Source organism: Acinetobacter sp. UBA991 (assembly GCF_002292065.1).
Lineage (GTDB): Bacteria > Pseudomonadota > Gammaproteobacteria > Pseudomonadales > Moraxellaceae > Acinetobacter > Acinetobacter higginsii.
This window is the reverse complement of the sequence record NZ_DBBF01000002.1, coordinates 12,987-37,400: the sequence shown is the minus strand read 5'-3', so window position 1 is coordinate 37,400 and position 24,414 is coordinate 12,987. Positions and strand designations below refer to the sequence as shown.

The following is a 24,414-nucleotide window of genomic DNA, read 5'->3' as shown; positions in this document are numbered from 1 at the left end:
ATAAGAGAGCGAATCAGATTCGGAGCTTCATGCTGAGCTTCGAATCATGCGCTGTATAAAAAGGTGTACAGGATGTGACACACACATTGGAGATAACATGATGGATGTAAACAATAAACATGAGTTAAAGCAAGGATTGTCCAATCGGCATATCCAGCTGATTGCGCTAGGCGGGGCAATTGGGACAGGATTATTTCTGGGTCTTTCGCAAACCATCAAACTGGCAGGGCCCTCTATTTTATTGGGTTATGCGATTGCTGGTGTGATTGCGTTTTTAATTATGCGCCATTTAGGAGAAATGGTGGTTGAAGAACCCGTGAGCGGTTCATTTAGTTATTTTGCCAATAAATACTGGGGCCGCATGGCAGGCTTTATGTCGGGCTGGAATTATTGGGTGCTGTATGTGTTGGTCAGTATGGCTGAACTGAGCGCCATCGGGACCTTTATTCAGTTTTGGTGGCCAGACGTGCCCACATGGCTGACTGCCTTGGTGTTCTTTGTGCTGATTAATGCCATTAATCTGGTCAATGTCAGATTCTTTGGTGAGTCCGAATTTCTGTTCTCCTGCATTAAGATTGTTGCGATTTTAAGTATGATCGGTTTTGGTGCTTATTTATTGCTTTCAGGTTCTGCGGGTCCACAGGCGGGGATTGCCAATTTATGGCAACACGGTGGCTTTTTTCCACATGGCACGCATGGCTTTATTATGGCGCTTGCCGTGATCATGTTTGCCTTTGGTGGGCTTGAACTGATCGGAATTGCCGCAGCAGAAACCAAAAATCCTGAAACCACTATTCCTAAGGCGGTGAATCAGATTGTGTACCGTATTTTGATTTTCTATATTGGTGCAATCGGGATTTTACTCTGTCTTTATCCATGGAATATGGTGGCGGAAGGGGGCAGCCCTTTTGTGTTGATCTTCCAGTCTTTGAATAGTAATGGGGTTGCCAATGTCCTCAATTTTGTGGTGTTGATTGCAGCGGTTTCTGTTTATAACAGTTGTATTTATTGTAATAGCCGTATGTTGCATGGCTTGGCCGAACAGGGCAATGCACCTGCGATATTGAAAAAAGTGAATGCGCGTGGAATTCCGGTTCCTGCGGCGATTGTCTCTGCTTCGGTTACGGCGATATGTGTGTTGGTCAACTATTTAATTCCGGGTGAAGCCTTTCAGTTATTCATGATGCTGGTGGTTGCAGCATTGGTGATTAACTGGTTAATGATTTCCGTCACCCATTTGAAATTTAATAAAGCAATGCGCCTGAAACAACATCAAACCAAATTTAAAAGCATCTGGAGCCCATGGAGTAATTATCTCACCATCAGCTTTGTCTGCTTTATTTTGATTATTATGGCGATGACCCCTGATATGCGTTTGGCTGTTATTCTTGGACCGATCTGGCTGGCGATTTTAGCGGCGATGTATATCTTTAAATATCGTAAAAAAATGCTGGTTCTGCCCGAAGCACAGTCCAATCTTTAAATCAAAAAAGGCACAGTAAGGTGCCTTTTTTTTTATTGCATCAAAGTTGTATTGATCTAGAAGGGTGGAAACTTGTCCTGAACCAGATTGAGTTGAATTCCATGCTCTAAATAGGCTTTCAAGCTATCTACGACGGTGGTGAAGCCACCCGTATTATCAATAATAAAGGCAATCAGCTCATCACCTTGTAAGGGGATATTATAATTTTGAATTCTGAGATAGGTTTGATCGTCATTGATCGCTTCAAAGATAAAATCAACCGTACTGCTCGGCTCGCCCCATTGAATCTGAATCAATTCATTGGTAATGATTTTTGTCACCTTTACGTTTGCCGAAACTTGGTATTTTTCCCAAGTCCATTCAACCGTTTTTCCTTGTTCAAGTGGTGCTGTTGCCGAACTAAACCAAAATTTTGAGGTGATTTCTGGATCAATAAATGCTTCAAAAACGCTGTGGGCCGGTTTACGAATCAGCATTTGTGTTTCAATTATGACAGGATTTAGCATTGTATCTGTTCTTTTTGATAGGGAATTGTCATAAAACATATATAAACTGGTTGCTCTGCCCAAGATGCTTTTTGTTAAGCTGAATGCGCGAGTGTTCTTTTAAATCCGATAAAATTCAATATCTAAACGTTATTTTCTGAGTGTAATCGAGTTCCGAGCTGCAAAAAATAAAGCAGAAAATATGACTTTATGACCAATAATTTTCTAAAAATTGAGCTTAAGAAATGGCTATCACAAAAGCGTCATAAAGTTGTCACTTAATTGTCATATTATCTGCTCAAAATGCAGTTAACCAAAGTACAACACTTAACTTAAAAAGAGTTGTAAACCAAATTGCATAAATGAGAGAAAACAGAATGCGCTTAAATCCACGTCACATCGCAATTGCATTAGCTGTATCTGGGGCAACTGTAGCAACGACTGCGAATGCAGCTCGTGATACGATTCAAATTGCTGGTTCATCTACTGTATTACCGTTTGCAAGTATTGTTGCTGAAGAGTTTGGCAACACATTCCCACAGTTCAAAGCACCGGTTGTTGGTTCAGGTGGTACGGGCGGTGGTTTGAAGCAATTCTGCCAAGGTGTAGGTGATAACACCATCGACATCGCAAATGCTTCTCGTCAAATTAAAGACACAGAGCTTGATGCATGTAAAAAATCTGGTGTAAACCAAGTACAAGAAATTAAAGTGGGTTACGACGGTATCGTATTTGCATCAAATGTTAAAAAAGCAGCGTATAAATTAAAACCAATCCATGTATTCACTGCATTATCTGCACAGCTTCCTTCAAATGGTAAATTAGTTCCAAACCCATATACAACTTGGAACCAAATTGATAAATCATTACCAAATGAGCCGATCACTTTAGTTATTCCTGCATCTAACCACGGTACGCGTGAAGTTTTCCAAGAGAAAATGGTTGATGCTGGTTGTGAAGCATTTGATTACTACAAAGCTTTAAGTAAAGACGATCAAAAGAAAGCATGTTCAACCTTCCGTAAAGATGGTCGTGTGATTGAAATTGCGGGTGACTATACTGAAACTCTAGCTCGCTTGAAAACTTCTCCAAATGCAGTCGGTGTATTTGGTCTAGGTTTCTATGATTCAAACCGTGATAAATTACGTGTAGCGACTGTAAATGGCGTGACTCCATCTGAGAAAACTGTACTAGATGGTAGCTACCTTGTTTCGCGTCCATTGTTCTTCTACGTGAAAGGCGAGCACTTGAAATCAATCAAAGGCTTACCGCAATACACAGAATTCTTCTTAAACAAGAAAATTTCTGGTAAAGGTTCTAAATTAGAAAAAGCGGGCTTGATTCCTTTAAGCGACAAAGAGCGCGCAAAAATCCTAGCTGATTTCAAAGCTGGTAAATCAGTTAAGTAATATTGTTAAAAGGGAGGCTGGTGAGACGTTGGATCATCAGCCTTTTTGTCTAGCTAAGTTTTTTCAAATCATGAAAATTGAGAAAACAGTGGAGATTACATGAATCTGCTACTTATCGGTGTGTTATTAGCCCTTGTGGCAATTGCATATCAAATCGGGCTGAGTAAAAGCCGTAACCTAGCAGGTAAGGGAAATAACTCAGCAACACTACATTCTCGTCCAGGATATTATGGGGCGTTGGTTGCTTTGTGGTGTGGTATTCCTGCTTTTTTAATTTTGATTATTTGGAACTTGGTTGAACCAAGTATTTTACAGCATATTATTTTTAATAATATTCCTGCATCTGTAAGTTCGACCTTAGATGCGGCAGGTCGTGATGTTTTAACCAGTCGAGTGCAAGCCATTGCTTCTGGTTTCGGGGTAACAGATCAGCCAGCAGCATATGAAGTTGCAGCAGCGCAACAACTTGCTAAATTCCAGACCATTGGCTCATTTGCAAAACTTGCAGTGGTGATTAGTGCTGGACTGGCTGGTTTAGTGTGGGCAAAGCGTCATGTGAGCCAACAATTCCGTGCACGTAACCAAGTCGAAAAAACCATTAATGTTGCATTGATTCTGTGTTCTGGTGTCGCAATCCTGACAACAATCGGTATTGTTTTATCGATGTTGAGAGAAGCGTTACACTTTTTCCATTTTGTGAGTCCAGTTGATTTCTTCTTTGGTACTGAATGGAATCCAGGTTTTAGCACCTCAGGAAATGCAGAAGGCAGTTACGGTATCTTACCGCTGATTTGGGGAACCTTGATGGTCAGTGGTATCGCATTATTGGTTGCGGTACCGATTGGCTTGTTGGTTGCGATTTATCTGGCTGAATATGCATCGCCAAGGTTGCGTTCTTGGGCAAAACCTGCGATTGAGGTTTTGGCAGGGATTCCAACCATCGTTTATGGCGTATTCGCTTTAATGGTGATTGGCCCATTCTTCAAAATGGTGGGTGAGAGTGTTGGCATCAATATTAATGCGACCAGCGCACTCACCGCAGGTTTTGTAATGGGGATTATGATTATCCCATTCGTCTCCTCATTATCCGATGACATCATTACTCAGGTACCTCGCGCATTACGTGATGGTTCTTTGGGTTTAGGTGCAACGAAATCAGAAACGATTCGTCAAGTCGTTCTACCAGCTGCCCTACCAGGGATTACAGGGGCATTTTTACTTGCCGTATCCCGTGCCGTGGGTGAGACCATGATTGTGGTGCTTGCAGCAGGAAACAGTCCATTGTTGCATGCAAATCCATTTGAAGCAGTTTCAACCGTAACCGTCACGATTGTGAAGCAATTAACGGGGGATACTGACTTTGCCAGCCCGCAAGCACTGGTGGCATTTGCCCTTGGTTTAACGCTGTTTGTGATTACTTTGGGTCTAAACATTATTGCACTGTACATCGTGCGTAAATATCGTGAGCAATACGAATGAGTTCATCAAATACATCTCCTCTGGATCCGAACCTATTGGATCCTCAAGTAGCTGCTGAACAACGTGAGCAGCGTAAAAGAAAGATCCAAAGTTCTTTGGCTAAGCGTCATCGGAAAGAAAAAACCTTTCGCTTTGCCGGTATCTCGGCGGTTGTGATCGCGCTGGCATTTGTTGCCTTACTATTTGGTAGCATCTTGGCGAAAGGTCTGCCTGCTTTTTGGCAAAGCAGTATTACAGTTCCTGTTTATTTTGATCCAGCGATCATTAATGTTGGGGCGAAGCCAAAACAAACAGTTGGTGAAGCCCCAGCTCACTTTGAAGAGCGCATGGTCGCTTGGCAAACTGAAATGGGGATGGTGGATTGGGATGCCTTGATCGTAAATGGCATCGTTGCCAAAAATAAAGCATTAGAGTCTCAACGTGATTATCTAAGCAGTTTATATACCAGTTCTGAAGCATACCGTTTGCGTGATATGGTGCTTAAAAACCCTGCACTGATTGGAAGCAAAGAAGAGATCAAATTCTTAGCGGATGCCAATATAGATGTATGGTTAGCAGGTAATATTGACCGTAGTTTGCCAGATGATCAGCAACAACTTGAACCAGAAGTTCGTCAACTGGCAGATCAGTTAAAAGCAGAAGGAATTATTAAAAGTACCTTCAATACTAACTTGTTCTTTAGTCCAGATTCTCGTAGTTCACCTGCAACAAGTGGTTTAGCCGGCGCATTCATGGGTTCATTATTCATGATGATGATCGTGATTGTGATCTCGATTCCAATTGGTGTTGCGAGTGCAATTTATCTTGAAGAGTTTGCACCAAAGAACATGATGACGGACATTATTGAAGTCAACATTAATAACTTGGCTGCGGTTCCTTCAATTGTATTTGGTTTACTCGGTGCAGCTATCTTTATTGGCTGGATGCAATTGCCATTATCAGCACCACTGGTCGGTGGTTTGGTTCTGAGCTTAATGACTTTACCAACCGTGATTATCACGACACGTGCATCGTTAAAAGCAGTGCCGCCTTCGATTCGTCAAGCCGCGTTGGGTCTAGGCGCGTCGAAAGTACAAACCATTTTTCATCACGTATTGCCGCTGGCGTTACCGGGCATTATGACAGGTGCGATCATTGGGGTTGCACATGCACTGGGTGAAACTGCGCCATTACTTTTAATCGGAATGAGTGCTTTCGTTGCAAGCGTGCCGACAACACCACTCGATCAAGCAACCGCATTGCCAGTACAAGTGTATTTATGGCAAGGTAATGAATTACGTAACTTCTTCGAAGGACGTACTGCAGCAGCGATTATTGTTTTACTAGCGTTAATGATTGGTTTGAATAGCCTTGCCATTTGGCTCCGTAAGAAATTTGAAGTGCGTTGGTAATTGAGGAGAGTACAATGAATACGATTGATATTATGAACGCCGTAGAAAAGGATAAATCAGTGAATCCACAGCAAAAAGAATTTACGTCACCTGAAGCGCAAGTTCAGCAATCAAATACTGCATTTGTCTCTCAGTTTGAAACGGCTTCTTCAAATAAAAAGCCAAAAACGAGCGAAGTGAAAATCAGTACCAAAGATGTTCATGTTTATTATGGTGACGCTGAGGCGATCAAAGGCATCGACCTTGATGTTTACCAGAATGAGGTGATTGCATTTATTGGCCCATCGGGTTGTGGTAAATCAACGTTCTTACGGACTTTAAACCGTATGAATGACACGATTGATAGCTGCCGTGTGACAGGTAAGGTGACTTTGGATGATCAAGATATCTATGATCCAAACCTTGATGTGGTGTTATTGCGTGCGCAAGTAGGCATGGTGTTCCAAAAGCCAAACCCATTCCCAAAATCAATTTTTGACAATGTTGCTTATGGCCCGAAACTACATGGTCTGGCACGTGATAAATATGATTTAGAAGAAATCGTGGAAAACAGTTTACGTAAAGCGGGCTTATGGGATGAAGTCAAAGATCGTTTGAGTCAGCCAGGCACTGGTTTATCAGGTGGTCAGCAACAGCGTTTATGTATTGCACGTACCATTGCGGTGAGTCCAGAAGTGATTTTGATGGATGAACCATGTTCGGCACTCGATCCAATTGCGACCGCAAAAATTGAAGAATTGATCTCAGAATTGTCAGAACAATTCACCATTGCGATCGTCACCCACTCTATGCAACAAGCGGCGCGTGTCTCTGACCGTACAGCTTACTTCCATTTGGGTGACCTGATTGAAGTGAACTCGACTGAAAAAGTGTTTACTCAGCCTGATCATCAATTGACTGAAGCTTATATTACAGGGCGTTTTGGTTAATTTTTTAGGGTTATATAAAAAAGGGTCTTCGGACTCTTTTTTTATATATAAATGAAAATGAATCTATTTTGCAAAATCGCTATTGAATTTTTATTGAGCAGACCACATCTTAGAACAATAACGCCGAACTTATAGAGCACATACTTCATGTTATTCCATTTACCTAAGTTTCCTGCTGAAATTCGTATTAGTCATTTAAATGCGCGTGTGAATGAACAAAGAAAAAGAATTGCGCAAACGACAGCATCTCGTTTGGAGTTATTACAACTTGTTCAACAACTTTCCAAAGAAGCCAAGATCCGCAAAAAGAATGATCAAAAAATCTATGTCCTCGACTTTAAAGGGGATGTCCAAGCTTCTGCCGTAGATACTATTCGTGAAGAAATTACCCTGATTTTAGCGACTGCCAAAGCAGGGCATGACCGTGTTGTTGTTCGCTTGGAAAGTCCTGGTGGAATGGTGCATGGCTATGGTCTTGCAGCAGCTCAATTGGTGCGTTTACGTGATGCAGGCTTTCACGTCACCATCTGTGTAGATAAGGTTGCAGCCAGTGGTGGTTATATGATGGCATGTATTGCCAGCGAAATTATCTCTGCGCCGTTTGCTGTGGTTGGTTCGATTGGTGTGGTCGCACAAGTGCCAAACTTCAATCGTTTGTTAAAACAACATAATGTTGATTTTGAATTATATACCGCAGGTGAATACAAGCGTACCGTGACTATGTTTGGTGAAAATACACCAGAAGGTAAGGCGAAGTTTGAAGAAGAATTGCAGCAAACCCATTCTTTATTTAAACATTTTGTTGAGAAATATCGTCCTCAACTGGATATTACAAAAGTGGCAACAGGCGAGCACTGGTATGGTGAGGATGCCCGTGAACTGAACTTGGTAGATAAGTTGCAAACTTCAGATGAGTATTTATTAAGTCTATTACCAAAGCATGATATTTATGTGATTAATACCCGTAAACGTCCAACTTTTGGTGAGAAATTAGGTTTGCAAGCTGCACAAATGGCTGAGAGTTTAATTCCGACTGTGCTCAGTAAAATTACCGATAGTCTGGCAAAGGCAAATAGCACATTGGTACAAATGCGTGATCCAAAATTTTAATGATTGGAACTGTAAAATGATCTTGAAAAACCAGTCTATAGGGCTGGTTTTTTTATGTGCCTTACTGCTGATTTCTATGAAAATACTTGGCTAGATTTGAATATTTGGTGAATTAAACAAACATGACAAAACTTCTGATCGAAGAGATTGTAGTCATATCAATCATTTGATATTTTATTTGCAAGATGAATTACTTAATTATTCATTAATCGAAGAATTATTTAAAAATATAATTGATAAGTGAGCATAATAATGACAAGAGTTGTTGTTTTTTCAAAGAAAAACTCGAATATCCTACAAGATGCACAACTAAAAAGTGTGGTTTTAGACCAGCCTTCGATCGTACAGATTGGTGTAAATCAAGCAGATATTAAATCAATTATCAAGCAAGGTAATGATCTTGTCATTACACTAAAAAATGGTGAAAAGATTGTTGTTAGTGGTTTTTATAGTAATGAAAATCTAACCGAACACAGCCTAGCACTCGCAAAAGTGGATGGTACTTATGCGGTCGCAGAGTTTGATGATTCGGGTAAATTTGTTCGTTATGCCCCAGCGACCTCATTGACCCAATTTGCATATACTGATGCAGTTACTACACCAGTTTCTCAGCCTCAAAATGTTGATCATGATTCTGCGATTAGTAAATCCCAATTATGGAAAGTGGGTTTGGCTGCTTTAGTCGCAGAAGGTGTGTATTTATGGGCAGTAAAAGATGATGATGACGATAAAAATAAAAGTAGTAACCAACCGATTGATATAACACCACCAGGGACACCGACAGCGAATTTGGGTACAGATACACAAACCATTACGGGTAAAACCGAAGCTAAGGCCAAAATCGAAATTAAGGATGCTGCGGGGAAAGTGATTGCTACGACTCAAGCCGATGCCGAAGGAAATTACACGATTAAGCTGGATCAGCCTTTGGTGAATGGTGGCAAGGTCAGCGTGACCGCGATCGATAGTTCTGGCAATGCCTCTAAAGCAGCTGTCGTGACGGGAAATAAAGATACCATTGCACCAGATGCGCCGACAGCACAACTTAATGCAGATGGCACAATTGTTACTGGCAAGGCAGAAGCCAATGCAAAAGTCTCGATTTATGATGCTGATGGAAAACTATTAGGTACCGTGATTGCGAATAAAGAAGGACTGTATTCGATAAAAGTTTCACCTGTATTAACCAGTGACAAAGGCGGAACAGTGGTTGCCGAAGATGCTGCAGGAAACAAATCGACACCTTCTAAAGTGATTGCCGGAAAAGATACTTTGCCTCCTGATCAACCTTTTGTGGATGTAAATAAGGAAGGTTCCTCAATTCAAGGTCGAGCAGAGGCGAATAGCAAGGTACAGATCAAAGATGCGGATGGAAAAATCATTGGCAGTGGAGTCACAGATGCGCAGGGTAAATTTCAGATTACACTTTCACCCGCATTAGCCACAGATAAAAAGGCAACCATCATTGTAGAAGATGCTGCTGGCAACCAGTCCAAGCCACTTGAGATTACTGCTGGAAAGGACACTATTGCGCCAGATAAAGCGGTTGCTGAAATCAATGCAGCAGGTGATTCGGTGGTAGGGACAGCGGAAGCAAATAGTAAAATTGAAATTAGAAGTGCAGATGGGAAAACGCTGTATGGTTCAGGTACTGTTGGTGCGGATGGAAAATTTAGCATTACACTTTCATCAGCTTTAACCGATAAAAATGTAGGTAAAGTCTATATCATTGATGCTGCAGGGAACCGTTCCGAAGCTTCCGATGTGGTCGGGACAAAAGATACCATTGCGCCCAATAAACCTATTTTGCAAACGGTCATGGATGATGTCGGTGCAGTAAAAGGGGCGATCGCTGCGGGAGGTGATACCGATGATAGCAAACCGACTTTGGCAGGTGTGGGCGAAGCAAAAGCCGTCCTGACGATTTATGACAATGGTCAACCGATTGGTACGGTAACAGTCGGGGATAATGGCAGATGGAGTTTTGAAGTTAAGCAGGATTTGAGTGTAGGGGCGCATAAAATCACCTTAACCCTGACTGATGCAGCAGGGAATATTAGTGAGACGAGTGATGCATTTAGTTTTAATGTGCTTGCACCTGCTGTAGCGAAAGCATCTTTGGCAGATACGGTTGATTTGGAAGCCTTGCAAACCCAGCAAGCTGAACCTGTTTCTGAATCGACCAACACTGAAAAATTGGGCTTAAGCAGCTTATTATCTTCTCCAGAACCAACATCAAATCAGTTGGATGAGGTTTTGAACCAATTGCTTACAGGGCAAAACTCATCTCCTACAATCAGTCATTCAGCAAACGCTGATTTAACAAATCTGGATTATGCTCAGACCATTAAAGCCGATCCTTTAGACCAGCTTACGGTATTGCAACATTCTATTATTTAATTGGTATTCATATTGAGAATAGCGCCTATTTTTGAATAGGCGTTTTTTGTTTGAGCAGTTGAATAATACCGATTAGCAGTGCTCCGATGGTTGCAAGGAACATATCTTTGTGGGCATCCCACACGTCGCCTTGTTGGCCATTATAGTTTTCAGCATCTTCAGGTGATAAACCAATGGCGATCCACCATTCGATCAGTTCATAAAACATGCTCGATGCCATGACAAACTGGATAACCAGCAGAAATAGGGTCAAAGGTTTGGCAGTTGGTAACCAGACTTGAAAACAGCGATAGAAAAAAGGATAGAGTAATAGACCGTAAGCAAAATGCACCAGTCGATCATACATATTACGTGACCAACCCATGGTTTGATTTAAGTCAAAGTGAAAAAGGCTTTCAATCCATTCATTATAAGGCACATAAGAGTAGAGGTAGTGTGCCCCTAAGATATGGATCAAAAGAAAGCCCAGATAGAGGCAAAAACTATAAAAACTGATGCCAATCTTTTTCATCGTGACGATGAGGGCGATGAGCATCAACACGGTACCCGCTTGGTGTAGTAGATAAGCCTCAAACTCAAGCGGTTGAATACTTGCAATTGCAACCACCAGAAGCACAATCGCCAGTGCAATATAATGTTTTAAACTCAGTTGTTGTTCGATCATACTGTATCCTAAATACAGTCAGGCAAGTTTTATTGCTGTTACTCAGTGGCCTTTACTGCAATTGTTCCTTTGGCTGTAGAGACGCCACCGAGTGCCTGACATGCTTGCTTATATAATTGATATTTTTGTTGTACAACTTCATCGAGCGGAATGTCAAAGAGATCTTCACCATTCTTATATTGTTCAATATAAGATGCTGCTTTGTCTTTATTCGCCGCCAGTGATTGTTGATAAAAATTTGAAATAGAAGAAGTTGCTAACTCATTGGATTCAATATTGTTACATTGAAAACTCTGTAGGACTTTTTCAGCGCGTTTTACTTCGCTTGATTTCCCAAAGATACAACCGGTTAAGCTCACGGTGGCAATGAGCAAGTACAAAAGCTTCATGATCGATAGAGTAGAATTTTAAAGGTGCTATTATTGTATATAAGGTGAATTTTATAAATTAATTATTTATGTCTAACACGATAAAAATTAATATTTTTTTACTCTGCATATCTAATTGTACAAAAGTTAAATAGACTGGATGTAAAATGAAAATAAGAAAAGCGCGGCTGTGTGATTGTTGATGCCTGTGTACCCTATAATTTATAGCGCTGCAGGTAATCAAGGAAACGAGCTTTGAAGGGGGAGTCCCCATATAATTCCAGATGGTCGCCGTATGGAGTGGTTATTTTAAACAGCAGTTTGTAAATAGTAGATAAAAACATTCAATTGATTGATAAAAAATGATTTTTAGCGGTATGCTAAATAGGAAAGTCATCAACACATCTTGTTATGTACATTAAGCACCCTTTTTTATTCTGTTTTTTGATTGGTCTCTCTGCTGGAGCTTATGCGGATGATTATGATTTTTTTGCAGAGCCGAGCGAAGATACAGAACATATGTTTGATGCTGCTTATCCTGAAATGAAAACAGCATATTCAGTTTTGCATAACCAATTTTTTCAAAATGAACGTTGGCGTGTCTATAACTATACGGCTTATCAAACCAATCAGTTTAACCATAAGATGTTGACAGGCGATACCACTAGCCTGTCACTGGATGATTTTTCGATTTCAGTCGGTTATGGCATGATGTATCAGTTGAACCAGACCAATCGAATTGGCTATGAATATCTTTCCAGTTTTCCCTTTGACCGAGGGCAATTGATTCGATTTTTCTGGTTACGGATTTTTTAACTGACTTTTTGATATAAACCGGCTCTGACCATACCTGCTTTGGTTTCTTTTATTTTCTGCCAAGTAGGCGGTAGGGTGAGTTGAGCTAAATCTCGATCTGCTTCTACATAAATATAAGCATGGTTTGCAATCATTGGGTTAGCCAGCTCAGCTAACTCTTGCCATAAATCTAGACTATAGGGCGGATCAAGAAACACCACATCAAAACTTGCGTTTAATTTTTTTAAAGCTTGCTGTGCCGTTGCAACATGCAGTTGGCAATTTTCCGCTTTTAGCAGTTGAATATTGTCTTTTAAGACTTTGGCTTGTGTTGGATTCGGTTCAATCATTACGACTTTTGCAGCTCCACGAGAAAGCGCTTCGAAACCTAATGCACCAGAGCCACTGCACAAGTCTAAAACCTGTGCGTTTTGAATATCCCACATCAACCAGTTGAATAGTGTTTCACGGACACGATCTGGTGTTGGACGTAAACCATCAATACTGGCAAAGGGTAAAGTACGGCGTTTCCAGTTACCACCGATGATACGTAATTGATTTTTCATTATTCAGTCACTCCATCCGTAGGTTGAGCACCTGTTGCTGGTGCAACAGGTGTAGAAGCTGGAGCGGATGAAGCGACGGGTGTAGATGCTGCTTGGCCATTCTGTGTTGCCGTGGTTGCAACACTGCTGCTTGGTAGTTCACCTGGTTTAATTCCCGCAGTCATTAAGCCTCCACTGACTTGATGGCTAGCTGGACGAAGTGGATTCTTTTTACGTGTCACCAGCCAATAGTCAAAGATTGGACGTGCTAGTTGGGCAGCTGAACCGCCATGTTTACCATTTTCCCAAACCACGGCAATGGCAATTTCAGGATTATCGGCAGGCGCAAAACCAACGAATAAGCCATGGTCCCATTGTCGAGATGAAAGTGCTGCTTCGTTATAACGTTTACCTTGAGCAATACTCTTGACTTGGGCTGTCCCTGTTTTACCTGCGATTGAATATTGCAAACCACCTTTAATACCACGACCTGTACCAGATTGAATCACATCCACCATTGCATCATGCATGTTGATCCAATCTTGTTCTGTACCATTGAAATTAATTTTGCCATCAGGCGCGTTATGGACACTAAATTTTTTGGCACCTTTGGTTTCTCTGAGTACATGTGGTGTGACATGTGAACCTTTATTGGCTGTGATCGCAGTTGCCATAGCAAGTTGTAAAGGTGTAGAGGTAAATGCCCCTTGCCCGATACTGACTGAAATGGTTTCACCTTTTAGCCATTTGGATTTACGCGTTCGCATTTTCCATTCAGGACTCGGGTAGAGACCTGTGCTTTCACTTGGTAAATCAACTCCAGTTTTTTCACCAAAGCCAAATTGGCGCATCCAGTCATTCATTTTCTCAATGCCCATGCGATAGGACAGGACATAGAAATAGGTATCGCAGGACACAATTTGAGCTTTATGCATGTTCACTGAACCATGACCCGTTTTTTTATGGTCACGGAAGCGGTGACTGTCACCAGGCAATGAGAAATAACCTGGATCGGAAATTGCAGTGCTCCAATCGACGAGACCATAATGAATACCACCTAAACCAAACATTGGTTTAATGGTTGAACCTGGTGGATATGCCCCCTGAACCGCACGGTTATAAAGCGGTTGATCGAGGTTGTCACGCAGTCCACTATAGTCTTTGGAACTAATTCCTGTCACGAAGAGGTTTGGATTAAAACTTGGGCTGGAGACCAATGCGAGGATTTCACCTGTACGTGGGTCCATGGCTACAATTGCACCACGGCGATCTGCCAATTGTTTTGCGGCAATAGTTTGTAAACCGTAATCAAGTGATAAATACAGATCATTACCACGCGCTGGATTTTGGCGACCTAAATTACGTAGTACATTGCCGTGTGCATCGGCTTCAACAGATTCATAGCCAGGAATACCATGCAACAGGTCTTCATAGCTTTTTTCGACCCCAATTTTACCAATCAGGTTGGTACCCGCATATAAATCCTTATCAATAGACTTGAGTTCTTTATCATTGATACGCCCCACATAACCAATCACATGCGCAAACAATTCACCATGTGGATAGTAGCGGGTCATTTGGGTTTCAATTTTGACCCCAGGAAAGGCATATTTCACTTCACTGAATTTGGCAATATCGGTTTCAGTCAAATTCAATTTGATCGCAAGGCGTTCAGTTTTACGTGCAGTTTTGACACGGCTTTTAAAGCGGTCAACATCATCTTGGGTCAAGCCCAGAATTGGAATGAGACGGGTAATGGTGTCATCAATATCGCTGACATCGGCACGACTCAGTGTTGCAGTGAAAACTGGATAGTTATCTGCTAATAGCACGCCGTTACGATCGTAGATGTAGCCACGAGCGGGTGCTAATGGCTGTAAGCGAATACGGTTCTTATCTGATGCCGTTGTAAAATCATCGTAATGAACGATCTGTAAATATGCATAACGACAGATCAATAAAAGTAGAAAAATCGCCACGACAAAGATTGCAAAAAAGATTCGACCCTTATAAATGCGCTTTTCTTGTTGCATATTTTTTAAAGGAAAGTGCTGTTTCATAGGGTGTCGACTTAATTACAAGATGGAGAGAATACAAAGGCTACGCATTTTAACGTAAGTTGCATGATCATACTGTAGAATTTTCAACAAATCATGCAAATGATGCTGCGACAGCTTTTGACTTTGCAGACATTAAAATTGTATGGTCTTGTATATTAGAAGCAAAATAATTCTGTTAAAGTCACAAACAGTTTGAAATAGGATTTTCCAATACACTCTTAGGGAAAATGGAGAAAATAATGAGAAAAATTTGCCTTTTATTATCGGTTTTAACACTTACTGGTTTTGCCCATGCTGACGAAAATCCGTTTAAGCCTGAGCCTAAATTAAAAGATGCAAACGTTTCAACGTGGAATGTAGGTGCAGGTTTTACTAAGAAATTATTACATGCCAACCTTGAATGGGTAAATCCGTATGGGATTGCCTACGCCAAAGCGGGTGCATTTTTAAATGATGACAATGAACCCGGTGGACAAATTGGATTCCGTTACCCGTACTACTTAACTGGTACCGATAAAAATGGTTATTACCTTGGTGTCTATGCAGGACATTTAGACAGTAAGAACTATGGGGGTAAACAAAAGGGCAACTTGGGTGTTGGTGCCGATCTTGCTTATGTCTGGTTGAATAGTGAGCGTATCAGCACATTCAGTGTAGGCGCAGGAGTACGCGAAAAAATAGAAGATGGGAATGGCAATACTGTGAAAAAATCAGAACCTGTCCTTCAGTTTTCTTATACCTTAAGTTTTGGTTTGTAAGAGGAAATTAACGTTCATCCTTTTATAGGCCATCATGTATCAATAATTCAGAGAGTCATGCATGTTTGATTACGTCAATGAATTGTGGCAGATTTTCCTAAATCGACCTGACCATCTGGCAGTCTTGAGTATCATCCCTGTGACCGCCTTTGTAACATGGGCACACGTATGGATGGCATTGAAAATGGTATTTTACCCAATCAACTTTTGGGGCTTCCATTTAGGACCATTACCTGTCGGTTGGCAAGGAATTGTGCCACGTAAAGCTGGACGTATTTCAGGCATCATCACTGATAACACGCTATCTAAATTGGGTTCATTGCGAGAGTTTTTAGAAGCAATGGATCCAGAAGATATGGCGATGATCATCGGTGAGCAGGTAGGGTTTGAGCTTGAGCATCTGATTGATGAAGTGATGATTGATCGTAATGCTGTACTTTGGGAAAACCTACCTTATTCGATTAAGCGTCGTATCTACGCGCAAGCACATAAACAGTTACCCACGACACTTAGGGAACTTGTGACTGAGCTGACCATGAACGTTGAGTCACTGGTGGACATGCGTGAAATGGTGGTGAGCCAAATGGAAGGTGACCGCCGTTTAATGGTACGCATGTTCCTGAAAGTGGGTCAGAAAGAAATTAATTTTATTTGGCATATCAGTGCATTAATAGGGATGTTCTTTGGTATATTCCAAATGATCGTTTGGTTTGTAGTGCCATGGCACTGGACGGTTCCGTTTTGGGCAGCAATCTGGGGCTTTTTAACCAACTGGATTGCGATCTGGATGGTCTTCAATCCGATTGAACCACACTATATTCGTTATCCGCAGATTTTTCGTCTGACCAAAGACCGCAAATTTCCTTGGATTGTGCCTGTGTTAAAGATTGGTACTTACAACGTTCAAGGCGCATTTATGAAGCGTCAGGAAGAGGTTTCCGATGTATTTGCCAGTGTAGTGACTGAAGATTTAATTACCTTAAAGTCCATCATGACTGAAATGATGTATGGTAGTAGAAAAGACAAAACTCGTCGTATTGTCAAGCGTCATATCAATGAAATTATGGAAACTCCACTGGTCAGAACCTCATTGCAGCTTTCATTAGGGCCAAGAGAATATGCTAGACTCAAGACCGACTTGATTGATCGCTCAATTGAAATTACCATGGGACCAGTATGTGACCCAGCTTTGAATGCAAGTCGTGCGCAGAAGATCTTTCAAATGTTTAGAGACCGCATCCGTGAACTAACACCGAAAGAGTTCCAAAACTTATTGCGTCCTGCGTTCCAAGAAGATGAGTGGATCTTAATTGTACTCGGTGGGGTGACTGGTTTCTTTGCTGGTTTAATTCACTTATTTGTTGCTTTCTTATAATTAATTTGATGTTGGTTGAGTGATAAGTCTGTATGATATTGCTCAATTTAAGATTTATTGTTTTTAAATGAGGATGTTCTTTTATGCGCATTATTTTACTCGGACCACCTGGGGCAGGCAAAGGTACTCAAGCTCAGTTGATCTGTAAGCGCTACAATATCCCACAAATTTCAACCGGTGATATGCTCCGTGCTGCAATTCGTGAAGGTACTGAACTTGGCTTAAAAGCGAAAAGCGTCATGGAATCAGGCGGTTTAGTCTCTGATGAACTGATTATTGGCTTGGTTAAAGAACGTATTGCTCAGCCTGACTGTGAAAATGGTTGTATCTTTGACGGTTTCCCGCGCACAATTCCACAAGCTGAAGCATTAGAAACAGCTGGAATTAGCATTGATCACGTGATTGAGATTGCTGTACCTGACGAAGAAATCGTGCAACGTCTTTCTGGTCGTCGTCAGCACCCTGCATCGGGTCGTGTTTATCACATTGTTTACAATCCACCAAAAGTGGAAGGTAAAGATGATGAAACAGGTGAAGACCTAGTGCAACGCCCAGATGACCAAGAAGAAACGATTCGTAAGCGTCTTGGGTCTTACCATAGCGAAACTGAGCAATTGGTTGGTTTCTATCAAGGTCGTGCTGCTTCTGGTGAAAATGCACCAACTTATGACAAGCTAGATGGTTTACGTGCCATCGAAAACGTTCAAGCTGATTTATTTGCAATCTTAGATAAATAATTTAAGTTGCAGATTTTAAAAGAGCTCTGAATACAGAGCTCTTTTTATTTGGAGGAAGCTCATGCTAAAAGTTGTTTTGATTTTAGTGGTCATTTTCAGCATCGTTTTACTGTTATTTCTTTTGTACCAAAGTCAGAAAATGCTGCGTCATGTGCAACAGCAACAAGCCTTGGAAAATAGAAAAAATGGTAAAGCTCGCCAATTACATCCAAAACTGCAACAGCAAAAAAAACCTCAGGATTAACTGAGGTTTTTTATTGCGATTGGTTTGCTTGCACCAAATTCAAACCGATCTGGCCAGTTACAGACATCTGCAACGATACATTCACCACATTTCGGTTTACGTGCGATACAGCAATAACGACCATGTAAGATCAGCCAGTGATGGGCATCAATAATAAATTCTTTCGGAATTACTTTAATCAAGCGATCTTCTACTTCTAAAACATTTTTTCCAACAGCTAAACCAGTGCGGTTACCGACACGAAAAATGTGCGTATCAACGGCCATGGTCGGCTGACCAAAAGCAGTATTCAGTACCACGTTCGCCGTTTTACGTCCTACACCGGGGAGGGCTTCCAATTCTTTACGTGTTTCTGGAATTTGACCTTGATATTGATCCACCAAAATTCGGCAGGTTTTAATCACGTTTTCAGCTTTAGAATTATATAAGCCAATGGTCTTGATATATGATTTTAAACCATCAATTCCGAGGTCTAAAATGGCTTGAGCGGTATTGGCATCAGGATAGAGTTTATCCGTGGCTTTGTTGACGCTGACATCAGTTGCTTGAGCAGACAGCAATACTGCAATCAGTAGCTCAAAAGGAGAGGAATAGTTCAGCTCGGTCTGAGGATGTGGTCTCTGTTCACGTAAACGTTCAAAAAAGGTCTGGATCTGCTTTTTAGTCATATTTTTTACGGACATTTAGACCTCCTGCAACTCAGTTAGACGTTGTTGTAAAGCAATTAATTGGGCTTGCTTTGATTCATCAGCACGAACACTGAGTTGTTTTTCAAGTTTTTTAATCTGGGTGCGTACTTTTGCAAGTTCGATTGTTGTTTTCGCATCGAGTGTGGTGTTTTCTTTCGGCTTATCCGCCAAGGTTATCACGGGGACATTATTGAGCGCCTGAGAAAATTGGGCGAAAAACTCCACATCAATTTCAGCACGTACAATTGGCCCTTTACGGCTCAAGCGACGTTTTTCTTCACGTTGGATATGCGCGTAATAACGATGTCTTAAATCATCCTGTTCAGCCGTACGTTGCGTTGTGGTGGGTAAAGGTTGGGTATCTTCAACCAGATCAATGCAGTCGACTGGACAAGGTGGAATGCATAACTCACAACCCGTACACAGGTCAGTCAAAATACTGTGCATTAATTTTCCACTACCAATAATCGCATCGACAGGGCAGGCACTAATACATTTGGTACAGCCAATACATTCATCTTCACGAATCACAGCTTTGATCCGTTGTGGTCGACCATCCAGTTGAATATCCCAAACGCTGGGTTCAGCTTTGAGTTGCGGGCGTTCTAACAAGGCTGCCAGTGCATCTGCAACAGGTTGTCCACCAGGCACACATTTATTGGCTTCCTCACCCTCTGCAATCGATTTTGCATAAGGTAAGCAGCCATCACGATGCCCGCATAAACCACATTGTGTTTGTGGTAACAGTTGGTCAATTTGGACAATAAGCGCATGTTGTGCAGTTGGGGACATGTATCGAAGATGAAGCAAAAAAACAGGGAGCTTAGTATAGCAAATAATGATTTATCGCGGCGAAGCAATCGAAAAATATCCGTAGCGTTGAAAATAGGTTGTGCTTATAAATAGTGCTTTTATTGATGTTTTTTAGTGCAATTAAGTTTTCAGATAAATCTGCTTTCCTGTTGGAATGTGACTTTTTCTACATTTTTGACCTTCATTTATTATATAAATAATGAATATTTATTAACATAAGTAAATGATTTTAATTAATAAAAATAGTTAAGCTTAAAAATAATATTGTGATGAAATAGTAATCTGTATTTAATAGATGGAAACTCTATTTTGGTGCATTTTTAGCACCAAGATAAATCACAAGCTCGGGGGTGAATGTTGAAATACAATAGCTTAAATGACTTTCTGGATTATGTTAAAGCTAGAGATCCATATCAACCTGAATTTTTGCAAGCGGTCGAAGAAGTGATGACCAGCTTGTGGCCATTCATTGAGAAAAATCCGAAATATGCTCAATATGGCTTGCTAGAAAGACTGGTTGAACCTGAGCGAGCGATTCAATTCCGTGTATCGTGGATGGATGACCAAGGTCAGACCCATGTCAATCGTGGTTTCCGCGTTCAATACAACTCTGCAATTGGTCCATACAAAGGGGGAATGCGTTTCCATCCTTCTGTGAATTTGTCCATTTTAAAGTTTTTAGGCTTTGAGCAAACCTTTAAAAATGCGCTAACTACTCTGCCAATGGGCGGTGGTAAAGGCGGTTCGGATTTTGACCCTAAAGGTAAATCTGAAGCAGAAATCATGCGCTTCTGCCAAGCTTTGATGCTGGAGCTATACCGTCATCTAGGCTCAAATACCGATATTCCTGCTGGGGATATTGGGGTGGGTGGTCGAGAAGTTGGCTATATGACAGGCATGATGAAAAAGTTAAGTAACGACACATCTTGCGTATTTACAGGTAAAGGGATTTCATTTGGCGGTTCATTGGCTCGCCCTGAAGCAACAGGCTATGGCACAGTGTATTTTGCAGAGGAAATGCTGAAAACTCGTGGCGATAGTTTTTCCAATAAAACCGTATCGATTTCAGGTTCAGGCAATGTGGCGCAATATGCCGCAGAAAAAGCGATGTTCTTAGGCGCTAAAGTTGTGACTTTGTCTGATTCAAATGGTACGGTCTATTTAAAGAATGGCTTCACTAAGGCTTTGCTCGATGAAGTGATGGAATTGAAAAATGTTCAACGTGGTCGGATGTCAGAATTTGCATCAAAGCATGGTTTTGAATATTTCGAAGGCAAAACGCCGTGGCATATCCCAATCGATATTGCTCTACCTTGTGCAACACAAAATGAGCTGAATGCTGAAGATGCAGTAACGTTATTGTCGAATGGCGTGATTTGCGTAGCAGAAGGCGCGAATATGCCATCTACACTTGAAGCGGTTGAAAAATTTATTGCAGCGAAAATCCTGTATGCACCAGGTAAAGCATCGAATGCAGGTGGGGTAGCAACTTCAGGTTTGGAAATGTCGCAGAATGCCAATCGCTTGGGTTGGTCATTTGAACAGGTTGATGAGCGCTTACATGCGATTATGAAAGAGATCCATCGTAACTGTGTCAAATACGGGACTCAGGAAGATGGCTCAATTAACTATGTTGATGGGGCGAATATTGCAGGTTTTGTAAAAGTTGCTGATGCAATTTTAGCGCAGGGTATTTATTAAAAATCGTACGAAATCCCTCTTTAATAAAGAGGGGGCTTCCCATAAAAAATCCGATGACAAAGCATCGGATTTTTTTATTTCTGAATGAAATTATGGTTTTTTCACAATCTCTTGCTCAACAACCATATCGAGTACGTCTGCAATGCTTGATTGGTCAGCAGCAGGGTTTTTAATGTCAAAACGTTTAACACGTACAATCACACGTTGTTGTGGGTTGTGTTCAAAACCTTCGATTTGACCGTAGTACAATGACCAGTTTTTATCTGCGTAAGTTTTTAAACCTTTGTCATCATATTTGATTTCACGAACTTGCATACAAGTTTGTGGTGCCACGCCTGTGCAAGATTTAGTTTCAGGTGAAATTTCTAAGAAAACTGTTTTACCTTCAGACTGGTATTTTGCTTCTGGGGTCATTTTACCAACGAAAGTATATTTTTGACCTTTAGCATCCGCGATTACCAATGTTGGTTGCTCTGGGTTGGCTGTATTTACTTCAAACGCGATTTGACGTTTTTGTAGAAGATCACCCGCGAATTTTTCTTGCGCCATCAATGCTGGTTCACATGCCATCATGGTTGATGCACCATCACCTGTAGCGATTAAACCATTTTCAATTTTCCATGATGTATTTAAACGGTTGCAACCTGTGTCTACAGATAAGCGATCATTGGCTAAGAAGCTTAATACGATTGGACGTTTAGTATTAGCAGGTTGATATGACCAAGTGTAGTTAGTTAATACGTTGCTATTTGCCACTTTTGCACCTGTAAATACATGCTTTTGACCTTTGGCATCAGTAACAGTCAAAATTGCTTGACCATTTACTGTGCTGATTTCAAATGGTACTTTTTTCTCGCTGAAGATGTCAGCAGATAAGCGCTCTTGCTGCATTAAATCATCAGCACAAGCCATCATTGTTGATACAAGCGGGGACGTTACAATCTTGTTGTTTTCAACAGCCCAAGTACCGCCTTGGTTGTTACAGCCAGTTTGGATTGCAAGTTTTTGGTCAGCGTTAAAAGATAACACTAAAGGTTTAGATGCTTTAGAACCTTGGTAGGTCCAATTATATTCAGTTAGGTTTTTTGCAGCAGTTGTATTAATTTGAGAAATTACATTATCAGTTACATTTTGCACAGTTTGGCACGCCATTAAAGAAAGCGGAAGTAATGCAAGAACTAAATATTTGATTTTCATATTCAAAACAACGATAAATAAATAACAGACATAAGCTTAAAGGATTCTTAAAAAGAGAACATGTCATCCTTTTAGCAATTAAGTTTGTTAAATGTTTCTATTTGTAAAATTTTGGAAAAATATAGCAGATTTATAGGCTTGCCGTTATTTTGAGCAAGCCCATTTTATTTTTATGTGATGTAGTTGGTTATTTAATCAAAACGATAAATATCCATACCCAACGAGCCCATCGAGAAGCTGCTATGTACAATATTGAAACGATGACCTGTACCCATTGCAAAGAATAGTGGCGCAAGGTGCTCAAGGCTCGGGTGATTACGCTCAATATAAGGCAAAGATGGCCAATCTAGTACCGCATCGTAATCTTGATGACTGAGTTTACTGACCACTGTATTACGGAAAGTACTGGCCCATGCGGGTACATCGGCATCAGCATGCCATGACAATTCAGCCAGATTGTGAGTAATACTACCTGAACCGATCAACAGAATTTGTTGCTCTCGTAAAGGTGAGAGTACTTCTCCAACATGGTAAATGTCATCAGCACTCATATAAAGGGGGAGTGAAATCTCAATCACTGGGATATCTGCATCTGGATACATGTGCAAAAGCGGCATCCAGACGCCATGATCGCGTGGACGGGTACTATTGGCATGTGCAGAAATACCCGCTGTTGCAAAGCGCGAGAGGATTTCTTCTGCCAGTTTTGGTGCGCCTGCCGCAGGGTAACGAATGTCATATAATTCAGGCGGAAAGCCACGGAAGTCATGCCACGTTTCTGGGCGTGTTGAAGTGTTGACTTCTAAGGCTTGGCTTTCCCAGTGCGCTGACATCACCACAATGGCCTGTGGTTTCGGCAAGTTACTGCCCAGACGATGCAGTGCAGGACCCACTTGCTCTGGATCAAGTGCCAGCATGGGCGAACCATGAGAAATAAATAATCCGGGTAAAGTTTGCAGATCCATAAATAAACACCTGAAAGGGAATACACCATTATCCTGACAAATTCAGTACTGCAGTGATAGCCCTTAAATTTCAACATGTTGTTCTAAAATTAGAACAGTTTTAAGCACGATGGTACGGGTGGTTATGATTAATACTCATGGCACGATAAAGTTGCTCAATCAGTAGAATACGTACCATTGGGTGCGGCATGGTCAGTTTTGACAATGACCAATGCCAAGCAGCAGCTTTACGAACAGCATCGGAATGCCCATCAGGACCACCAATTGCAATCGCAATATCATTGCCTTCAAGCATCCATTGTTTCATCGTATCAGCTAACTTTTCCGTACTCAGCTCACGACCATTTACTTCTAAAGCAATCAAGGTTTCATTGGATTTGAGTGCATTTAGAATACTTTCACCTTCAATTTGACAGTATTTCAAAATATCTGCCTCAGAGTCATTTTTGCCACGCTTTGCCATTGGAAGCTCAATCACCTGTGTTTGTACAAAGGGCTGGATACGTTTGAAATAGTCTTCAAATCCAGTTAACACCCAAGCAGGCATTTTTTGACCAATGGTGAGAATGCGGATTTTCATAGGCGTGTGTGCTTGAGGAAATGAGCCCTATTATAAACGCTGTTCTTTGTTACATGCAGGTAAGTATGGTTTATCTAGTCATAAAAAATACAAAAAGCAGTTGTAGCATAGTCATAAAAAACGCAGCTCAAAACGCGTATGAGCTGCGATCAAAGTGCCATCCGTCTGGAGTTCGGATGGCGCTAAAATGAGTTCATGAGTCAAATTTAGCCTTTGTTTTTATCGACTCTATTTTAT

23 protein-coding genes are annotated in these 24,414 nt (G+C 41.2%); 13 read left to right on the top strand and 10 right to left on the bottom strand.

Translation table 11 applies throughout. The features are described 5' to 3' along the window. The first annotated feature begins 100 nt into the window (after positions 1-100). Positions 101-1,483, top strand: coding sequence for an amino acid permease (locus B2727_RS00290; protein WP_017402412.1), 1,383 nt, complete (start codon positions 101-103; stop codon positions 1,481-1,483). A 56-nt stretch (positions 1,484-1,539) separates the two neighbouring features. Here B2727_RS00290 and B2727_RS00285 read toward each other — a convergent pair whose 3' ends face one another. Next, a complete protein-coding gene (locus B2727_RS00285; protein ID WP_005202319.1) occupies positions 1,540-1,989 on the bottom strand; it encodes an SRPBCC family protein in 450 nt (149 codons plus the stop codon). 356 nt (positions 1,990-2,345) lie between these two features. Between B2727_RS00285 and B2727_RS00280 the strand changes: the two genes are divergently transcribed. From B2727_RS00280 to blp2, 6 genes are all read left to right on the top strand, one after another. Then, entirely contained in the window at positions 2,346-3,377 is a 1,032-nt protein-coding gene (locus tag B2727_RS00280) for a substrate-binding domain-containing protein (protein WP_004801282.1), read from the top strand. Between the two features lie 99 nt (positions 3,378-3,476). Then, on the top strand, positions 3,477-4,856 hold the full coding sequence (pstC, locus tag B2727_RS00275) for a phosphate ABC transporter permease subunit PstC (protein WP_004652128.1): 1,380 nt from the start codon (positions 3,477-3,479) through the stop codon (positions 4,854-4,856). Next, positions 4,853-6,247: a phosphate ABC transporter permease PstA gene (gene pstA, locus B2727_RS00270; protein WP_005202321.1), complete on the top strand. Its 1,395-nt coding sequence runs from the start codon at positions 4,853-4,855 to the stop codon at positions 6,245-6,247. The genes pstC and pstA overlap by 4 nt, the downstream gene beginning before the upstream one ends. A gap of 14 nt (positions 6,248-6,261) precedes the next feature. Then, complete coding sequence (gene pstB / locus B2727_RS00265; protein WP_005202323.1) at positions 6,262-7,176, top strand: phosphate ABC transporter ATP-binding protein PstB; 915 nt, start codon at positions 6,262-6,264, stop codon at positions 7,174-7,176. 147 nt (positions 7,177-7,323) lie between these two features. After that, entirely contained in the window at positions 7,324-8,286 is a 963-nt protein-coding gene (gene sohB / locus B2727_RS00260; RefSeq protein WP_005202324.1) for a protease SohB, read from the top strand. Between the two features lie 252 nt (positions 8,287-8,538). Continuing rightward, positions 8,539-10,686 (top strand): Ig-like repeat protein Blp2, encoded by a 2,148-nt coding sequence (gene blp2, locus B2727_RS00255; protein WP_005202326.1) that lies wholly within the window; start codon positions 8,539-8,541, stop codon positions 10,684-10,686. A gap of 25 nt (positions 10,687-10,711) precedes the next feature. Here blp2 and B2727_RS00250 read toward each other — a convergent pair whose 3' ends face one another. Together B2727_RS00250 and B2727_RS00245 are read right to left on the bottom strand one after the other, a co-directional pair. Then, positions 10,712-11,350 (bottom strand): DUF2238 domain-containing protein, encoded by a 639-nt coding sequence (locus B2727_RS00250; RefSeq protein WP_005202327.1) that lies wholly within the window; start codon positions 11,348-11,350, stop codon positions 10,712-10,714. Between the two features lie 38 nt (positions 11,351-11,388). Further along, entirely contained in the window at positions 11,389-11,739 is a 351-nt protein-coding gene (locus tag B2727_RS00245; RefSeq protein ID WP_004801268.1) for a hypothetical protein, read from the bottom strand. A gap of 390 nt (positions 11,740-12,129) precedes the next feature. On the opposite strand from B2727_RS00245, the gene B2727_RS00240 reads away from it, so the two are divergent. Continuing rightward, positions 12,130-12,534, top strand: coding sequence for a hypothetical protein (locus B2727_RS00240; RefSeq protein WP_005202329.1), 405 nt, complete (start codon positions 12,130-12,132; stop codon positions 12,532-12,534). Here the strand turns inward: B2727_RS00240 and rsmD are convergent. Together rsmD and mrdA are read right to left on the bottom strand one after the other, a co-directional pair. Beyond that, positions 12,531-13,079: a 16S rRNA (guanine(966)-N(2))-methyltransferase RsmD gene (rsmD, locus tag B2727_RS00235; RefSeq protein ID WP_005202330.1), complete on the bottom strand. Its 549-nt coding sequence runs from the start codon at positions 13,077-13,079 to the stop codon at positions 12,531-12,533. The two genes, B2727_RS00240 and rsmD, sit on opposite strands and share 4 nt — an antisense overlap. Further along, positions 13,079-15,118: a penicillin-binding protein 2 gene (mrdA, locus tag B2727_RS00230; RefSeq protein ID WP_005202332.1), complete on the bottom strand. Its 2,040-nt coding sequence runs from the start codon at positions 15,116-15,118 to the stop codon at positions 13,079-13,081. Before mrdA ends, rsmD begins: the two co-directional genes overlap by 1 nt. A gap of 239 nt (positions 15,119-15,357) precedes the next feature. Here mrdA and B2727_RS00225 point away from each other — a divergent pair, with 239 nt between their 5' ends. From B2727_RS00225 to B2727_RS00210, 4 genes are all read left to right on the top strand, one after another. After that, complete coding sequence (locus B2727_RS00225) at positions 15,358-15,876, top strand: hypothetical protein (RefSeq protein WP_004801255.1); 519 nt, start codon at positions 15,358-15,360, stop codon at positions 15,874-15,876. A 61-nt stretch (positions 15,877-15,937) separates the two neighbouring features. Further along, the gene (locus B2727_RS00220; protein WP_005202334.1) at positions 15,938-17,251 is read left to right on the top strand and encodes a hypothetical protein; all 1,314 of its coding nucleotides are present in this window, start codon (positions 15,938-15,940) and stop codon (positions 17,249-17,251) included. 83 nt (positions 17,252-17,334) lie between these two features. Beyond that, the gene (gene adk / locus B2727_RS00215) at positions 17,335-17,988 is read left to right on the top strand and encodes an adenylate kinase (RefSeq protein WP_004801251.1); all 654 of its coding nucleotides are present in this window, start codon (positions 17,335-17,337) and stop codon (positions 17,986-17,988) included. A 61-nt stretch (positions 17,989-18,049) separates the two neighbouring features. Then, entirely contained in the window at positions 18,050-18,232 is a 183-nt protein-coding gene (locus tag B2727_RS00210) for a hypothetical protein (protein WP_004801249.1), read from the top strand. On the opposite strand, the gene nth is transcribed toward B2727_RS00210, so the two are convergent. Continuing rightward, on the bottom strand, positions 18,229-18,915 hold the full coding sequence (gene nth / locus B2727_RS00205; RefSeq protein ID WP_005202335.1) for an endonuclease III: 687 nt from the start codon (positions 18,913-18,915) through the stop codon (positions 18,229-18,231). The genes B2727_RS00210 and nth overlap by 4 nt on opposite strands. Further along, positions 18,916-19,731 carry an RnfABCDGE type electron transport complex subunit B gene (locus tag B2727_RS00200; RefSeq protein ID WP_225761804.1) on the bottom strand — a complete coding sequence of 272 codons (816 nt, stop codon included), beginning with the start codon at positions 19,729-19,731 and terminating at the stop codon, positions 18,916-18,918. A 357-nt stretch (positions 19,732-20,088) separates the two neighbouring features. On the opposite strand from B2727_RS00200, the gene gdhA reads away from it, so the two are divergent. Further along, positions 20,089-21,435 (top strand): NADP-specific glutamate dehydrogenase, encoded by a 1,347-nt coding sequence (gdhA, locus tag B2727_RS00195; RefSeq protein ID WP_005202337.1) that lies wholly within the window; start codon positions 20,089-20,091, stop codon positions 21,433-21,435. Between the two features lie 90 nt (positions 21,436-21,525). On the opposite strand, the gene B2727_RS00190 is transcribed toward gdhA, so the two are convergent. From B2727_RS00190 to rlmH, 3 genes are all read right to left on the bottom strand, one after another. Beyond that, the gene (locus B2727_RS00190; protein ID WP_005202338.1) at positions 21,526-22,632 is read right to left on the bottom strand and encodes an META and DUF4377 domain-containing protein; all 1,107 of its coding nucleotides are present in this window, start codon (positions 22,630-22,632) and stop codon (positions 21,526-21,528) included. Between the two features lie 191 nt (positions 22,633-22,823). Beyond that, complete coding sequence (locus B2727_RS00185; RefSeq protein WP_005202340.1) at positions 22,824-23,597, bottom strand: DODA-type extradiol aromatic ring-opening family dioxygenase; 774 nt, start codon at positions 23,595-23,597, stop codon at positions 22,824-22,826. A gap of 100 nt (positions 23,598-23,697) precedes the next feature. Then, positions 23,698-24,177 carry a 23S rRNA (pseudouridine(1915)-N(3))-methyltransferase RlmH gene (gene rlmH, locus B2727_RS00180; protein WP_004801239.1) on the bottom strand — a complete coding sequence of 160 codons (480 nt, stop codon included), beginning with the start codon at positions 24,175-24,177 and terminating at the stop codon, positions 23,698-23,700. Positions 24,178-24,414 lie beyond the last annotated feature (237 nt).

Excerpts from the sequence above, each read along its gene's own strand:
- nth (WP_005202335.1), bottom strand. The coding sequence starts at position 18,915 with ATGTCCGTAAAAAATATGACTAAAAAGCAGATCCAGACCTTTTTTGAA.
- pstA (WP_005202321.1), top strand. The coding sequence starts at position 4,853 with ATGAGTTCATCAAATACATCTCCTCTGGATCCGAACCTATTGGATCCT.
- B2727_RS00285 (WP_005202319.1), bottom strand. The coding sequence starts at position 1,989 with ATGCTAAATCCTGTCATAATTGAAACACAAATGCTGATTCGTAAACCG.
- B2727_RS00280 (WP_004801282.1), top strand. The coding sequence starts at position 2,346 with ATGCGCTTAAATCCACGTCACATCGCAATTGCATTAGCTGTATCTGGG.
- B2727_RS00240 (WP_005202329.1), top strand. The coding sequence starts at position 12,130 with ATGTACATTAAGCACCCTTTTTTATTCTGTTTTTTGATTGGTCTCTCT.
- B2727_RS00220 (WP_005202334.1), top strand. The coding sequence starts at position 15,938 with ATGTTTGATTACGTCAATGAATTGTGGCAGATTTTCCTAAATCGACCT.
- mrdA (WP_005202332.1), bottom strand. The coding sequence starts at position 15,118 with ATGAAACAGCACTTTCCTTTAAAAAATATGCAACAAGAAAAGCGCATT.
- B2727_RS00250 (WP_005202327.1), bottom strand. The coding sequence starts at position 11,350 with ATGATCGAACAACAACTGAGTTTAAAACATTATATTGCACTGGCGATT.
- B2727_RS00245 (WP_004801268.1), bottom strand. The coding sequence starts at position 11,739 with ATGAAGCTTTTGTACTTGCTCATTGCCACCGTGAGCTTAACCGGTTGT.
- B2727_RS00290 (WP_017402412.1), top strand. The coding sequence starts at position 101 with ATGGATGTAAACAATAAACATGAGTTAAAGCAAGGATTGTCCAATCGG.
- B2727_RS00225 (WP_004801255.1), top strand. The coding sequence starts at position 15,358 with ATGAGAAAAATTTGCCTTTTATTATCGGTTTTAACACTTACTGGTTTT.
- blp2 (WP_005202326.1), top strand. The coding sequence starts at position 8,539 with ATGACAAGAGTTGTTGTTTTTTCAAAGAAAAACTCGAATATCCTACAA.
- rsmD (WP_005202330.1), bottom strand. The coding sequence starts at position 13,079 with ATGAAAAATCAATTACGTATCATCGGTGGTAACTGGAAACGCCGTACT.
- adk (WP_004801251.1), top strand. The coding sequence starts at position 17,335 with ATGCGCATTATTTTACTCGGACCACCTGGGGCAGGCAAAGGTACTCAA.
- rlmH (WP_004801239.1), bottom strand. The coding sequence starts at position 24,177 with ATGAAAATCCGCATTCTCACCATTGGTCAAAAAATGCCTGCTTGGGTG.
- gdhA (WP_005202337.1), top strand. The coding sequence starts at position 20,089 with ATGTTGAAATACAATAGCTTAAATGACTTTCTGGATTATGTTAAAGCT.
- B2727_RS00185 (WP_005202340.1), bottom strand. The coding sequence starts at position 23,597 with ATGGATCTGCAAACTTTACCCGGATTATTTATTTCTCATGGTTCGCCC.
- sohB (WP_005202324.1), top strand. The coding sequence starts at position 7,324 with ATGTTATTCCATTTACCTAAGTTTCCTGCTGAAATTCGTATTAGTCAT.
- pstB (WP_005202323.1), top strand. The coding sequence starts at position 6,262 with ATGAATACGATTGATATTATGAACGCCGTAGAAAAGGATAAATCAGTG.
- B2727_RS00210 (WP_004801249.1), top strand. The coding sequence starts at position 18,050 with ATGCTAAAAGTTGTTTTGATTTTAGTGGTCATTTTCAGCATCGTTTTA.
- pstC (WP_004652128.1), top strand. The coding sequence starts at position 3,477 with ATGAATCTGCTACTTATCGGTGTGTTATTAGCCCTTGTGGCAATTGCA.
- B2727_RS00190 (WP_005202338.1), bottom strand. The coding sequence starts at position 22,632 with ATGAAAATCAAATATTTAGTTCTTGCATTACTTCCGCTTTCTTTAATG.